Genomic DNA, 14,333 nt, shown 5'->3' with positions numbered 1-14,333 from the left:
TATTCTATTACGCATATGTTGTCAAGGATCTCTTTGACAGATCCATCGTCGGCTGGGCGGTTCACGAAGAAGAAAGCGAAAAGCACAGCCGAGCTCTCTTCGCCCGGATACTGAACGGAGGCAAGGTTAAACTCAAGGCGCTCCATGCTGATAACGGTCACCCGATGAAAGGTGTTACGCTGATGGCCCTTCTGCAAAAGCTCAATGTTGCAGTCTCGCACAGCAGGCCTCGAACCAGCAATGACAACCCCTACATCGAGTCGCTGTTCAAGACGATGAAGTACCATGTCACCTATCCGAATGCCTTCGATACGCTTGAAGATGCCCGCCGCTGGATGGGCGACTTTGTGCACTGGTACAACACCAAGCACATGCACTCATCGATCGGTTATGTGACACCGCACCAGATGCGATACGGTCATGCAAGTGCGATCTTTGAACAGCGGAATGCAACCTTACAGCGAGCCAGGGAGCTCAATCCGGAACGCTGGGGAGCAAGGCCTGCAAGAACGTGGGAGATCAACCGGGAAGTGGTGCTGAACCCGGCTGAAAAGTGAATGTTTTTTTTCAAAAAAATGCGTCATCTTCGTTGACATTGTCCGGCGTAAGTGTTTCTGTTTATGATTTTCTTTCTAAGGTATGCGAAACGTCATTATGAAGCTGTTTGAGTTCCACAAAGGCGGACATAGACGGGGCTATTTGTCTGAAATAGTGGTTGTATTAACGTTGGTTGGTTACCAAGCTATTGCGCCTATATCACTATTGTTAGATGTACCCAATCGTTTTATTTCGATTCCTTTGCGTGCAACTATTTTGGGTTTAGCATTATTCATAATATTTAAACGTTTATTTATTAAAAAGAACATGCCCAGCGGTTTGATGTGGTTTTTTTTGTCGCTGTTTTGGGGTTTGTATTTTGGTCGTATGATACTCGATTCGATTTTCAGTCCTGAGGTTTTGCGCCTTTCTTTGGGCGAGTATATTTTATCTGGTATTGGCATCTGTTTCTTGCCAGCATTGGCAATTGCTATTAGCCCTCCTAAGGCAATTTGGTTCTTATTGAGATGGGTGTTGATTATTGGTTTTTTTGCTGTAATATTTAATCTGTTGCTAATTCAAAAGCAAGGAAGTGTTGATGACTTGATGTCATTGCTGGTAAAACGGCAAGCCACAGAGACATTAAGCACTATATCGCTTGGTGATTTAGGCGTTATGGTCGTTTTGCTTGGGATATGGGCGATATTTCAACAATCATATTCGCATTTTCTTAAAAAGATTTATTTTGCTTGTACAATCATGGTTGGCTTGATGGCAGCCATAATTGCAGGTTCACGTGGCCCCGTACTTTCGTTACTTGTGTTGTTGCCACTTCTTGCGTACGAACTTTTTCGAAATCAACGCATGACCTTTGACTATTTAATAAAACTAATATGGTCTATAGTATTGGTACTGCCTGCTGTGAGTTATCTTTTGATTCATATTCATGAATTTGAGGGCTTCAATCGTATACAAAGTGGCTTGTTTAGTGATGATATACGAGTGAGACTGTTACAGTTAGGGCTTGATTCTTTTTACTCCCATCCATTATTAGGAAGTGGTATTGAGCCGCTTGGATTTTATCCACATAATGTCATTCTTGAAAGCTTTATGTTGTATGGAGTGATTAGCGGTTTTTTATTCGTTGGTTTGCTGGGGTATGCCACATACTGCGCATTTTGGCGTTACCTATATACGCCGGAGTCTGCATGGATATCAATTCTTTTTTTTCAGGCGGTGATAATTTCGATGGTTTCAGGATCATTGTATGGCAGTGCGTCTATGTGGTCATTGATGGTTTTAGTAGTCGTCGCCAATAAGGGTAGTATGGAAAGTATTGACGTGGGATAAACAGTATAGTTAATCCAGTGTAATATGAGCCCTATGGCAGTATCGCTTTTTCCAAAGATATCTATTGTTACTCCTAGTTTCAACCAAGCGGGTTATCTCGAAAAGACGATAAACTCAGTTATTGATCAGCGCTATCCCAACCTTGAGTATATCATCATTGATGGCGGTTCCGTTGATGGTAGCGTTAAGATTATAAAAAAATATGAGCCCTATCTGACCTACTGGATAAGCGAACGCGATAATGGGCAGGTTGACGCGATCAACAAAGGTTTACGGCGTGCGAGCGGAGAGTGGGTTGCCTGGCAGAATTCTGATGATATTTACTATCCTGGCGCATTCGAAGAGCTTGCAGAAGCGATCCGGATGCATCCAGAAGCATCACTTATTATCGGCGACCTGATGTTGATTGATCAGGATGAAAAAAAGATAAGGGACGTTCGATACATCAACCCGGAATACCATGCTTTGCTGGCTGAAGGAATGCTCATTGCGAATCAGTCGTCATTCTGGCGTCGCGAACTTCACGAGAAAATCGGTTACCTGGATGAGAACTATCATTGTTCGTTCGATTACGAATGGTTTCTTCGTGTTGCGGAGCATGCCAAAGGAATGCATGTAAGTAGTGTCTGGGGTGCGTTGCGCTATCACGATGAGACGAAGACGAGTACGATGACGGAGCGATTTCTTTCGGAACAGAAGCAGATTCTTGACGGTCGGTCGATGCCTGAGTGGCGCAAATCCATGTACAAACTGCGCCGATTGAGTCTGATGCTTGGAGAGGGTCAGTTTGATTACGTTTTCAGGGGTCTTAGAAAGTTCGTTGCTGGACAAAAGGGTGGGCAGGTCTGATGTGTGGAATTCTTGGGTGGCATGGCGGAAAAAGGCCGGAAGATAGAATACGTTTCGGCAAGGCGCTTGATACGCTGTCGCATCGGGGACCAGATGATAGCGGCATTTTTGAGGCTGACGGTATCATGCTTGGGCACCGTCGACTCTCGATATTGGATCTTTCTTCGGGCGGGCGGCAGCCGATGATCGACCCTGACAGCGGATCGATAATTGTTTTTAACGGTGAAATCTACAACTATCTGGAGTTACGCGCTGAGCTCGAAAAAAAAGGTCACCGTTTTTTCGGCAACTCTGATACCGAAGTGCTGCTTCATGCTCTCAATGAGTGGGATGTCAGTGCATTGTCCCGTCTGAACGGCATGTGGGCTTTTGCCTTCTGGCAACCTGACAGGCGCCGCCTGTTACTCTGCAGGGACCGGTTCGGTGTCAAACCACTCTATTATCGACTGGGCGACGAAGGTTTTGCCTTCGCCTCTGAGCCCAAAGCACTGCTTGAGCTGTTTCCCGGTCATCGCGCGGTATCCGAACCCGCTTTGCTCGATTTCCTTGCCAATAACCTTCTTTTCGCGAGGGGAGAGTCCTTTTACAAGGGAATCAAGGTTCTACCCCCCGCACACTTTGGTGAATTCGATTACCAGACCTGCGGGTTCAAAATGTCACGCTATTGGGATTATCCTGAATCTGCAGATGGCTCCCTGACTGTCGATGATGCCCAGGAGCAGTTCGATGATCTCTTCTCCGATGCAGTTCGCCTGCGGCTGCGCAGTGATGTTCCGGTTGGTATGACCTTGAGCGGCGGACTCGATTCGACCGGTGTACTGACGGCTGCTTCATCGTTCTCTTCCGCCACGCTGACCAGTTTTACATCGATCTACAGCGAGCGTGAGACTGGTGAACTGCCATGGGCGCAACTTGCCAGTGATGCTGTTAAATCCCGGCTGATTCCCGTTGCTGCTCCTGATGATCAATGGCTCGAAACCCTGGGTCAGATTGCAAGGCATATGGATGGTCCCGGCTATTCTCCAGCCGTGTATCCGCTCTGGCATTTGATGAAGCGAGCGAGAACGGAGGGTATTCCTGTATTGCTCGAGGGCCAGGGAGCTGATGAAGCACTTGCCGGTTATCCCCAATATGCGGTGTTGGAGATGATTGCCTATGTGACAGGGAAAGCAGGACTCCGGAGGAGTGTCTCAGGCATGAAAAGCCGGATTGCCGCCCTGAATCGAACTTTTTCGTTGCCTTGGGTGCTTGCATGGACCGCAAGGGAGATCTCGCCGGCGATGCTGCGTTGGCATCGGAATCGTGTCGGGTTTCACTCGTTGATGCGTTCCGGGTTGCGACTGCCCGATTGTTCCACCCAATCGGTATCGAACGTAGCTGATCCGGTAAGGACACGGTTGCTGGCGGATCATGCGCGCCTGATCCTGCCTGGTCTTCTGCACTATGGAGACGCCATCAGCATGGCATTCGGAATCGAATCTCGCCTTCCCTTTATGGATTACCGGCTGGTTGAATGGATGTTCAGGCTTCCGTCCTCTCTGATGTTTCAAGGAAACGAAACAAAATGGGTTTTGCGAGAGTACCTGCGTAAACACGGCCAGGTCAAGATCGGAAACCGACCCGACAAGAAAGGCTATCCGACTCCGGCAGGACAATGGCTTGCCACGGAGCAGGGCCTAAAGGTCGAACGGATGCTGCTTGCCGACAACAATCCGCTTCATCAATGGTGTGATCCGGTGAAAATCCGTAGCCTGATCGAACGCAACCGTCAAGGAGCCATGGCTGCAGACCATCACCTCTACAAGCTGCTCTCCACTCATCTCTGGATCAGTGAATGCATCGACCGAAGAGGTTAGCATGAACACCTATGCTCCTGTTGTAGTGTTCGCTTACAGGCGTCCCGACCATCTGCGAAGGACACTCGATAGCCTGATGCAATGCCAGGGATTCGACGATAGTCGGATTATAGTCTATGGCGATGGACCGAAGAGCGCCGACGAAACAGAAGCTGTTTTCGCTACACGTGAAGTTGCCAGATCCATGCTCGGTGATCGTGCAGAATATCATTTCAGCGATGTGCATCTTGGTCTATCTAGTTCGGTGATCAGAGGGGTCAGTGAGGCTGTCGATCGGTTCGGCCGGGTTATCGTCGTCGAGGACGATCTCTTGCTCAACCCGTACTTTCTGACCTTTATCAATCAGGGGCTTGACCGATACGAACACGATGACAGAGTGTTTCAGGTTTCCGGCTATATGGTTGGTGTTCCTGAGTTGAAAGATTTCTCTTCTGCACTGTTCCTGCCATTTACCGTTTCATGGGGATGGGGTACGTGGAGACGGGCATGGGAACAATTTGAACCACTGGCCACTGGATGGGAGCAGTTGCGTACAGTCCATAATACGAGAAGACGGTTCAATCTTGACGGTACCTATGACTATGCGACCATGCTTGAAAGGCAGATGCAGGGTCTGCGAGATTCCTGGGCAATACGCTGGTGCTGGAGCGTGTTCAGGAATGAAGGTGTTGTCTTGTTTCCTCCCCGTTCGCTTGTAGACAACACCGGATTCGACGGCAGTGGTTCTCACGGGCGAGGTATGCTGAGAAAATTCTCAACGCCTACTGATATCCTGGTTACCACAGAATTTGATTTGCCGAAGTCGATTCTAGTTGATGACGATGTATTTAAATTTGCAAAAAAGGCACTCTGGCAAAAGAACGGTGGTTGGTTGGTTTATTTTATGGACAGAGTTAGACGTTTATTCCGAAATTAATAGTGTCATTCAATGCGATTTCAAATCAAAGAAGCGCTCGACAGGATCGCAACACCGCTGTATAACCTTAAGGGGCGTCGTCCATGGAGCCCTGGCTATTATACTGCAAAAAAAGACACGATCTGTGCTGCTATTGATAAAGGTCTTTTGATAAAGGATTCAAAACTTCCTGCTGGATACGCTTCCCGTATAGATGAACGCTCAATTGAATATCCATGGTTGTTTGCTCAGTTGCCTGCAAAGCCCGGAAAAGTGCTTGATGCAGGTTCTGCCTTGAATCATGGTTTTCTCATAGAGAGAGCGCCGCTCAAAAATGCAGAGCTTACCATTATGACTCTAGCTCCTGAGAAACGTTGTTTTTGGGGACGTTCTATCTCATACGTTTTTGGAGATTTGCGGAACACCATGTTCAAAGATGCATCATTTGACGTGGTTGTTAGTGTTTCGACGATCGAGCACATTGGTCTGGATAATACGAAGCTCTATACGAGTGACGTTACAAAAAAAGAGAATGATGTCGATGGCTATCTGTCCGCAATTACTGAATATAAGCGTATCCTTAAACCAGGCGGGCTTTGTCTGATCACTGTACCATACGGTAAACCTGAGGTCCAGGACTGGTATCAGGTGTTTGATGAGCGTATGGTTACACAGCTGATAGACGCTTTTCATCCTGCGGAATATTCTGTTGATTATTTTGGATATGGATTGGATGGTTGGTTCAGAACTGTTGCTGAAAATGTAGCCAATGCAGAGTTTTTTGACTATAACAAAGGGCATCGCTACGCTCAAGACTTTGCTGCCGCTGCTCGATCTGTTGCATGCATTCGTCTTATCTCATGAATTTCAAGTATTGGATAAAGCGCCTTTCTTTTCGTCCGACTTGCAACTTGGGCGAAAGTTCTCAGCTCGCATCGTCGGCACGCATCGTTAATATGCAAGACGAAAGTAACGCTATTAAAATAGGTTCAAACTCGTTCATTGCCGGAGAATTACTGATTTTCCGGCATGGGGGCAAAATCTCAATAGGAGATTGGTGCTATATCGGCGAAGGGACTCGCGTATGGTCATCATGTGCCATCGAAATCGGGCACCGGGTTTTGATTGCACATAATGTCAGCATTTTCGATTCCCGAACCCATCCGATCAGTCCGAGTAAGCGTCATGCCCATTTCAGGGAGATTATGGAAAATGGACATCCCCGAAAAATCGATCTTGGCGAAAAACCTGTAGTCATAGCTGATGATGCATGGATAGGTGCAAATGCCATAATCCTGAGGGGCGTCACTGTCGGTACGGGTGCGATTGTTGGCGCCGGATCGGTTGTGACTGGTGACGTGGCTCCGTTTTCCATAGTTTCCGGAAATCCGGCTCATGAAGTACGTAAACTGGCAGAAGATGAACACTGAGAGTCATTTCAGAAGCTGGGAAGAGGCCGTGGAGTGGCTGCGCGATCAACCGGATCAGCAGCAGATGGTGCTCGACTGCTATTATGACGATCCACTTTCGGTTGCCGCCGAGCGGTATTGGCGAAGCGCTGAATGGGCAGATATACGAAACTTGTTGAAAGGTCGTTCGGGGAAAGCTCTCGATGTTGGGGCTGGCCGAGGGATTGCAAGTTATGCCCTTGCACGGGATGGATTTACGGTTACCGCACTCGAGCCTGATACCAGCGAGCTTGTCGGTGCAGAGGCTATTCGGCGTCTTGCTATCGAGGAATCGTTGCCTATCTCGGTCGAAGTTGAGTTTTCCGAACGGTTGCCTTTTGCCGACAATTCCTTTGACGTCGTTTTCGCGCGAGCGGTGCTTCATCACACAAAGGATCTGGACTCAGCATGCAGAGAGTTTTACCGTGTGCTCAAACCAGGAGGGGTTTTATTGGCTATTCGGGAACATGTAATATCTCGTAAAGAGGACCTTGACACTTTTCTTGAGCAGCATCCGCTACACAAACTTTATGGTGGGGAAAATGCATTCCTTCTCAAAAGATATACGGCTGCTCTCGGCAGTGCAGGATTCGGAAAGATTGTCGTGCTTTCGCCATGGAGCAGCGCAATCAATTTCTCTCCGTACACAGTGTCGGCCCTCAAACGCGAGCTTGTATGTCGTGCGGGGTTGACTCCATTGTCGACTATTACCCAAATGTTCCTCGATGTACCAGTATTCTGGAACTTGACGAAAAAGGTGCTTGAACGAGTCGATAACCGTTCAGGCCGGCTCTATTCTTTCAAGGGAGAAAAAGCTTGAACACGGAAACAGTCTGGATCACGGGTACCCATGGTTTCATCGGCAGGCATCTGGCAGCGTATCTGAACTCCAAGGGTTGTCGGGTTGCCGGCATCGGCCATGGTTTGTGGCCGGAAATGGAAGCAATGCATTGGGGTGTTTCCTTTTGGCTCAACGGAGAGATCCAGCAAAGTAATCTCGCTCAGTTGCGGAGTATCGCAGGGTTGCCCGATGTTGTCTATCATCTGGCAGGAGGGTCTTCTGTTGGAGCAGCAATAGCCAATCCATATGAAGACTTCAGAAGAACGGTTGTCTCCACCGCGGAGCTGCTTGAATGGCTTCGAAAGCATTCACCTCATACGCGCCTGGTATCAGTTTCGAGCGCGGCAGTCTATGGAGGGGGTCACAGTGGAAACATAGCCGAAGCGACAAGTTTGTCGCCGTACTCTCCTTATGGCGCTCACAAATTGATAATGGAGGAGCTCTGTCACTCCTATGGCGCTAATTTCGGATTAAGCATTGTCTTGCCGAGACTTTTTTCTGTTTATGGTCCCGAGCTAAAAAAACAGCTTCTCTGGGATATATGTACTCGACTCGAATCAGGTTTGGTTCCATTGGTTCTTGGCGGAAGTGGAAACGAGCTTCGCGACTGGACGGATGTACGCGATGTCGTTAGGGCGCTCGCGATGCTTGCCATGATGGCCTCGGAGAGTGTTCCTTCAGTAAATGTTGGCACCGGCGTCGGAACGACGGTTCGGGAGATTGCCGAGAGGATAACCAGAGTCTGGTCGCAAAGAAACGGTAGGGAAATATCTGTGGAGCTCAGTGGCAAGTCACGGCCGGGCGATCCATTCAGTTTGATTGCTTATACTGTTAAACTTGATGAAACCGGATTTCGATGGAAGATTCCTCTCGAAAAAGGGTTGGATGATTATGTTCAATGGTTTTGCAAGGGGAATCAGCATGGCTAAGCTAAGGGTGGCTTTTACTCTTATCGGTGGGAAGTCGTGGGCGGGGGGATATAATTATCTTCTCAATCTTTTTCGTGCTCTGGATGATTATATGGCTCAGTCCATAGAGCCGATTATTTTTTTTGGTGATGATTTCGATGTGGACGAGATAAGTCCATTTCTAGATTTGTCGGGTGCTAAAGTCGTGAAGAGCTCTGTATTTAATCGACAATATGCAAGCAAGCGACTGATCTATGCTTTGGTTTTTGGTCGCGATAACGCAGTTCAACGGGTCTTTCGTGACAACCGCATCGATTGTATTTTCGAGGCGGCACAATTTCATGGATGGCGTTCCGAGTTTCCTTCAGTTGCTTGGATTCCGGATTTTCAGCATAAGTGTCTTCCTGGAATGTTTGGGCCGCTTGCTTACTGGAAGCGGGAAATCGGCTTTCGTGCGCAAATTGCCTCCAAACGTACAATCATGCTCAGCAGTGAGGACTCAAAAGCGGTCTGCGAAGAATTATATCGTCCCGCTGCCGGAAGGATTTATACGGTTCCATTCGCGGTCCCCATACCATCAAATATTGATGCGGCAATGGCGCGTTCTACGGCTGACAAATACGGTTTACCGAAAAGATATTATATTTTACCAAATCAGTTCTGGCTACACAAGAACCATATGCTTGTTATCGATGCACTTGCATCATTAAAGCAGAAAGGTAATATGGATATAGTCGTAGCTGCTACGGGATTGACAGTAGATTTCAGACATCCTAAATATTTCTCAATATTACAGGCCAAGATAGCTGAATGTTCGCTGGAGTCACAATTCAGGATTTTAGGAAAAATACCTTATGCTGATTTGATTCAACTAGTATTTGCGTCGGAGGCGTTGATAAATCCTTCACTATTCGAGGGGTGGAGCACAACCGTCGAGGAAGCGAAGGCATTGGGGGTCCCGATGATACTTTCGGACATTGATGTTCATTTTGAACAAACTTGCGGTGATGCACGATACTTTAAGCGGCATTCGGAATCAGCGCTGGTCGCGGCATTGATAGATCCTCCAAAAAGAAAGATCTCTGGTATCGAACAGCTTACCTCCATCAATGAGCAACGCAGGGCGATTTTCGCCGATAAAATCGTTAAGACTATACGATACGCCATCCAATCAAAAGACCATCTTTAGTGGTGATTGTCAGATTGAGAATCGATTGATGATGTAAAAAATGACTATCATGTGCTTCTATTTCCTTGATGTGATCATATAATATTCTGATTGACGCAATTGGTTGGTATTGACACAATTTCAATTATAACGGCAGTATATAATCGTGCCGATTGTATACATCTGGCAATGAAAAGTGTTCAGCTGCAATTATATAAATATTATGAACATGTTGTTATAGATGGAGGGTCGACTGATTCTACCCTCAAAAGAGTTTGTGATTATGCGGATTATCGTACGCTACTTGTCAGTGAGTCAGATCAAGGGATTTACGATGCGATTAATAAAGGAATTATTCGTTCAAGTGGCGAAATTATTGGTTTAATGCATTCTGATGATGTATATGCGAATAAGCATGTGTTGACGCGTGTTGCTGATGCGTTTGCAGACTCTGATGTAGATGCTGTATATGGAGATGTGGCGTTCTTTCACCCGCAGTCGCCGGGAAAAATAATTCGGCGTTATCGATCAGATCGCTTTAGGCCGGAGATGCTTGATTGGGGGTGGATGCCTGCGCATACGGCCCTTTTTTTTCGGAAGCGGGTGTTTGATCAATATGGTCTTTATAAAATCGATTATCGAATTGCTGCAGACTTTGAGTTTGTTGCACGTGTATTTCGATCGGGAAGGCTACGATCCATTTATTTACCGGAGGTATTAGTGCATATGTCTTCTGGGGGCATCAGTACTGGCGGTTGGCGAAGTACAATTCTTTTGAATCAAGAGGTGTTACGCGCTTGTCGTGAAAATAATATTGACACCAATATGCTGAAGATTCTTACGAAATATCCGCTGAAGGCATTGGAGTTTCTTAGATCGTGAATGTGACTGTTACTGGTGCTAATGGTTTTATCGGCGCGAGGTTGAGTGTATACCTAAAAAGCTCTGGTCATGAGGTTTTTGGGATGGTTCGCCAATCGATTAGTGCTGATGACTTTGCCGTTGGTGATATTGGGCCGTTGACAGTTTGGTCTCAAGGACTTTTTGCGTCGAATTGTGTTATTCATTGCGCTGCCCGGGTGCATGTGATGCAGGATGCCGTAACTGATCCGCTTTCTGCGTTTCGTCGAGTCAATGTTGATGGTACATTGCATCTTGCCCGTCAGGCTGTTGATGCAGGTGTAAAGCGTTTCATCTACATCAGTTCGGTCAAGGTCAATGGCGAAGCAACTGATGGGGAGCCTTTCGGCCCTTATCAGACGCCTCATCCTCAGGATCCTTATGGTATCTCTAAGCAGGAGGCTGAGGAAGGCCTTCGTGCCCTTGCTCGTGCCACCGGTCTGGAGGTCGTGATAATAAGGCCTCCCATGGTCTACGGTCCGGGTGTGAAAGGCAATTTCCGCAGCATGATGAAGGCGGTTCAGTATGGTATTCCTTTACCGCTGGGGAGTGTGCAGAATAAGCGGAGCTTGGTCGCACTGGATAATTTGGTTGACTTGATCAGAGTATGCCTGGTGCATCCTGATGCTCCGGGCAATACCTTCATGGTGAGTGATGGTGAGGACAGTTCTACTGCTGAGCTGTTGCGGAAGATAGCTGGTGCTTTTCATCGGCGATCAATGCTGTTCGCGTTCCCTGAGAAGTGGCTTTCGGCCACTTTGTCGTTATTAGGCTATTCTGGTATTGCCGAGAGGCTTTGTGGGTCGTTGCAGGTGGACATTTCGCACACAGAAAATGTGTTGGGTTGGAGTCCGGTGGTTACGATGGAAGAACAGTTGATGAAAATGGCGGATGAGTTTCAATCCTGAGGTGGCAGAATGAGGGGAATCGTGATTCGGGTACTTGATATAGTGTTTTCGCTTGGAGGATTACTGGTGTTGTCGCCACTGATTCTCTTGGTGTCGCTTGTGGGATTCTTCGATACAGGGTCACCCTTTTTCTGTCATGAACGGGTTGGCCGTGAGCAACGGCCGTTTAAGCTGATTAAGTTTCGCACCATGAATATCGGCACAGCATCAGTCGCAAGCCATCTCGTCAATGCTGCAGCCGTGACACCTTTGGGGCATATTCTTCGCAAGAGCAAACTCGATGAATTGCCCCAGCTCTGGAATGTTCTCAAGGGCGATATGAGCCTGGTTGGCCCCCGTCCCTGTCTGTTCAATCAGGATGAGTTGATCGCTGAGCGAGTTGCTCGTGGCGTGTTTGCTGTAAGACCAGGGATTACAGGTTTGGCGCAGATCAATGACATCGATATGTCTACCCCTCAACTGTTGGCCGAGACAGATGCACTCATGATCAGCAAGATCACAGTGCGCGAGTATTTCCGGTACATTCTGGTCACGGTGCTCGGTAAAGGTCGTGGGGACCGGGTGAAACCAACGGGGACGCCATGAAGCGTGTGTTCGGTTTCTTTGCCGTGCCTGCGTTGGCATTGCCTCGTTTTGTGAAGCGCTGGCTTGTGCTGGCCATTGATGCTTTCCTTTGCGTGCTGACGGTCTGGCTTGCGTTTTATTTGCGCCTGGGCGTGTTTGTGCCGCTTTCCGGACCGGTGCTCTGGCCTGTTGTGGTGTCGGTGGTGGTGGCGTTGCCTCTCTTTATTCGTTCGGGGCTGTATCGTGCTATTTTCCGTTACAGCGGGTTGCCGGCAATGGTAGCTGTGGCGCGTGCGCTATTGCTCTATATGGTGATGTTTGCTGGTGTGTTTACTTTTTATGGAGTGCATGGTGTTCCCAGAACCATCGGGTTGATACAGCCGCTGCTGCTGTTTGTGTTTGTGGGGGCATCGCGTGCTGTCGCCCGGGTGTGGCTTGGTGGCTTGTATCTCCGCCAGCTTGGGAATGTGGATTTGCGGAAGATGCTGATATACGGAGCAGGCAGTGCAGGCCAGCAGCTGGCTTCCGCCATGGCGAGCAGCCCTGAGGTTCGTGTGGTAGGGTTTCTTGATGATGACGAGCGTCTGCATGGTCATGTGCAGAACGGTCTGCCTATCTACAACCCTCTTGATCTTGCTGAAATAGTGGCAGAGGCAGAGGTGTCGGATGTATTGCTTGCGCTACCGTCGGTGTCGCGTGAGCGGCGCAATGCCATTCTGGATATCCTTAAGCCCTATAAGGTGGCGGTGCGCACCTTGCCAGCCTTGAGCGATATCGTCAACGGTAAGGTCAGTATGAGCGATGTGCGCGAGCTGGACCTTGACGACCTGTTGGGGCGTGAACCTGTTGCCCCCAATGGGCAGTTGCTCAACCTGAACATCCACAACAAAACGGTGCTCGTGACCGGAGCCGGGGGGAGCATCGGTAGCGAGCTATGCCGCCAGATCCTCAAAACCAACCCCCGGCAGCTGCTGTTGGTGGAAATGAGTGAGTTTGCGCTGTACCAGATTCATCAGGAACTGCTGGCATTGTTGAAGGGAGAGCGACTTGGTGTCCTTCGGGGTGTTGAGGGTGATGGTGATATGGGGGATCTTTCGGGAGTAATGCAGCAGGCGCATGTGGAGATTGTGCCGCTGCTTGCTTCGGTGTGTGATGCGGTGCGGATGCATGAGATCATGGAGACATGGAAGCCGCATACGGTATACCATGCAGCAGCATACAAGCATGTGCCACTGGTGGAGCATAATCCGGTTGAAGGGGTGCGCAACAATGTGTGGGGAACAAGGGTGTGCGCTGAAGCCGCCCTGCGTCATGGGGTGCGTGATTTTGTGTTGATCAGTACGGACAAGGCGGTGCGGCCAACCAACATCATGGGCGCAACCAAGCGCCTGGCGGAAATGGTATTGCAGGCTCTCAGTGAACGGAACCGGGTAGAAGTATCTGAAAGGGGAGCGGCTGAGGGGGCATGTACTTGCTTCTCAATGGTCCGGTTCGGCAATGTGCTCGGTTCCAGCGGCTCTGTGGTGCCGTTGTTCCGTGAGCAGATTAAGAACGGTGGGCCGATAACCTTGACCCATGCTGATATCACCCGGTATTTCATGACCATCCCTGAGGCTGCGCAGCTGGTTATTCAGGCTGGTACCATGGGGACAGGGGGGGATGTGTTTGTGTTGGACATGGGCCAGCCGGTCAAGATCATTGACTTGGCCCGTCGTATGGTGGAGCTGTCGGGGTTGACCCTTAAAGATGAGGCTCGTTCCGATGGGGATATTGAGATTACAGTTATTGGTCTACGGCCGGGTGAAAAACTCTATGAAGAGTTGTTGATAGGGGAAAACCCCAAGCCTACGGAGCATCCGCGCATCATGAAGGCTCATGAGCAGTTCCTGCCATGGGCGGAGCTGGAAGAGAAGCTCACTCTGTTGCGTCGTGCTATGAGTGAGAACGATGTGCCGGTGGTTCGGGGGATGCTTGAGGAGGTAGTGGCGGATTACCGGCCAAGCGGGGAGGTTGTGGACTGGGTTCATATGGCTATGGATCGGTCAGTAGCAGTCAATGGACGGGTATCGTGATGGATAACTCACTATATGGAGGGTGAAAATGGGACTG

14 protein-coding genes (1 of these 14 running past the window's edge) are annotated in these 14,333 nt (G+C 48.8%); all 14 read left to right on the top strand.

Translation table 11 applies throughout. The features are described from left to right. Positions 1-557, top strand: the 3' portion of a protein-coding gene (locus tag PLUT_RS09575) for an IS3 family transposase (protein WP_011358577.1). 427 nt of this gene lie to the left of the window's left edge; only the last 557 of its 984 coding nucleotides appear in the window; its start codon lies beyond the left edge, outside the window; the stop codon is at positions 555-557. A 97-nt stretch (positions 558-654) separates the two neighbouring features. After that, positions 655-1,887, top strand: a complete 1,233-nt coding sequence (locus PLUT_RS09570; RefSeq protein WP_157858183.1) for an O-antigen ligase family protein — start codon at positions 655-657, stop codon at positions 1,885-1,887. Positions 1,888-1,920: 33 nt separating this feature from the next. After that, positions 1,921-2,736 carry a glycosyltransferase family 2 protein gene (locus tag PLUT_RS09565; RefSeq protein ID WP_157858182.1) on the top strand — a complete coding sequence of 272 codons (816 nt, stop codon included), beginning with the start codon at positions 1,921-1,923 and terminating at the stop codon, positions 2,734-2,736. Beyond that, complete coding sequence (asnB, locus tag PLUT_RS09560) at positions 2,736-4,592, top strand: asparagine synthase (glutamine-hydrolyzing) (RefSeq protein WP_011358574.1); 1,857 nt, start codon at positions 2,736-2,738, stop codon at positions 4,590-4,592. Before PLUT_RS09565 ends, asnB begins: the two co-directional genes overlap by 1 nt. Before the next feature lies 1 nt (position 4,593). Then, positions 4,594-5,508 carry a glycosyltransferase gene (locus PLUT_RS09555; RefSeq protein ID WP_049752391.1) on the top strand — a complete coding sequence of 305 codons (915 nt, stop codon included), beginning with the start codon at positions 4,594-4,596 and terminating at the stop codon, positions 5,506-5,508. 12 nt (positions 5,509-5,520) lie between these two features. Next, entirely contained in the window at positions 5,521-6,351 is an 831-nt protein-coding gene (locus PLUT_RS09550; protein ID WP_011358572.1) for a class I SAM-dependent methyltransferase, read from the top strand. Further along, complete coding sequence (locus PLUT_RS11590; RefSeq protein WP_011358571.1) at positions 6,348-6,917, top strand: acyltransferase; 570 nt, start codon at positions 6,348-6,350, stop codon at positions 6,915-6,917. The genes PLUT_RS09550 and PLUT_RS11590 overlap by 4 nt, the downstream gene beginning before the upstream one ends. Then, positions 6,883-7,755: a class I SAM-dependent methyltransferase gene (locus PLUT_RS09540; protein WP_203415229.1), complete on the top strand. Its 873-nt coding sequence runs from the start codon at positions 6,883-6,885 to the stop codon at positions 7,753-7,755. Before PLUT_RS11590 ends, PLUT_RS09540 begins: the two co-directional genes overlap by 35 nt. Further along, entirely contained in the window at positions 7,752-8,705 is a 954-nt protein-coding gene (locus PLUT_RS09535; protein WP_011358569.1) for an NAD-dependent epimerase/dehydratase family protein, read from the top strand. Before PLUT_RS09540 ends, PLUT_RS09535 begins: the two co-directional genes overlap by 4 nt. Continuing rightward, on the top strand, positions 8,662-9,873 hold the full coding sequence (locus PLUT_RS09530) for a glycosyltransferase (RefSeq protein WP_162010070.1): 1,212 nt from the start codon (positions 8,662-8,664) through the stop codon (positions 9,871-9,873). Before PLUT_RS09535 ends, PLUT_RS09530 begins: the two co-directional genes overlap by 44 nt. Positions 9,874-9,963: 90 nt before the next feature. Next, entirely contained in the window at positions 9,964-10,734 is a 771-nt protein-coding gene (locus PLUT_RS09525) for a glycosyltransferase (RefSeq protein ID WP_203415228.1), read from the top strand. Further along, positions 10,731-11,660 (top strand): UDP-glucose 4-epimerase family protein, encoded by a 930-nt coding sequence (locus PLUT_RS09520; RefSeq protein ID WP_011358566.1) that lies wholly within the window; start codon positions 10,731-10,733, stop codon positions 11,658-11,660. Before PLUT_RS09525 ends, PLUT_RS09520 begins: the two co-directional genes overlap by 4 nt. An 18-nt stretch (positions 11,661-11,678) precedes the next feature. Beyond that, entirely contained in the window at positions 11,679-12,245 is a 567-nt protein-coding gene (locus PLUT_RS09515) for a lipid carrier--UDP-N-acetylgalactosaminyltransferase (protein WP_041464204.1), read from the top strand. Further along, positions 12,242-14,296, top strand: coding sequence for a polysaccharide biosynthesis protein (locus PLUT_RS09510; protein WP_011358564.1), 2,055 nt, complete (start codon positions 12,242-12,244; stop codon positions 14,294-14,296). The genes PLUT_RS09515 and PLUT_RS09510 overlap by 4 nt, the downstream gene beginning before the upstream one ends. Positions 14,297-14,333 lie beyond the last annotated feature (37 nt).

The organism is Pelodictyon luteolum DSM 273 (genome assembly GCF_000012485.1).
Taxonomy (GTDB): Bacteria; Bacteroidota; Chlorobiia; order Chlorobiales; family Chlorobiaceae; genus Chlorobium; species Chlorobium luteolum.
Note: the sequence above shows the minus strand (reverse complement) of the source record. Positions and strands in the feature narration are given on the sequence as shown.

Bases quoted from the DNA above. Each gene is read 5' to 3' on its own strand.
- PLUT_RS09530 (WP_162010070.1), top strand. From the start codon at position 8,662: ATGATTATGTTCAATGGTTTTGCAAGGGGAATCAGCATGGCTAAGCTA.
- PLUT_RS09510 (WP_011358564.1), top strand. From the start codon at position 12,242: ATGAAGCGTGTGTTCGGTTTCTTTGCCGTGCCTGCGTTGGCATTGCCT.
- PLUT_RS09540 (WP_203415229.1), top strand. From the start codon at position 6,883: ATGAAGTACGTAAACTGGCAGAAGATGAACACTGAGAGTCATTTCAGA.
- PLUT_RS09555 (WP_049752391.1), top strand. From the start codon at position 4,594: ATGAACACCTATGCTCCTGTTGTAGTGTTCGCTTACAGGCGTCCCGAC.
- PLUT_RS09565 (WP_157858182.1), top strand. From the start codon at position 1,921: ATGGCAGTATCGCTTTTTCCAAAGATATCTATTGTTACTCCTAGTTTC.
- PLUT_RS09570 (WP_157858183.1), top strand. From the start codon at position 655: ATGAAGCTGTTTGAGTTCCACAAAGGCGGACATAGACGGGGCTATTTG.
- PLUT_RS11590 (WP_011358571.1), top strand. From the start codon at position 6,348: ATGAATTTCAAGTATTGGATAAAGCGCCTTTCTTTTCGTCCGACTTGC.
- PLUT_RS09550 (WP_011358572.1), top strand. From the start codon at position 5,521: ATGCGATTTCAAATCAAAGAAGCGCTCGACAGGATCGCAACACCGCTG.
- asnB (WP_011358574.1), top strand. From the start codon at position 2,736: ATGTGTGGAATTCTTGGGTGGCATGGCGGAAAAAGGCCGGAAGATAGA.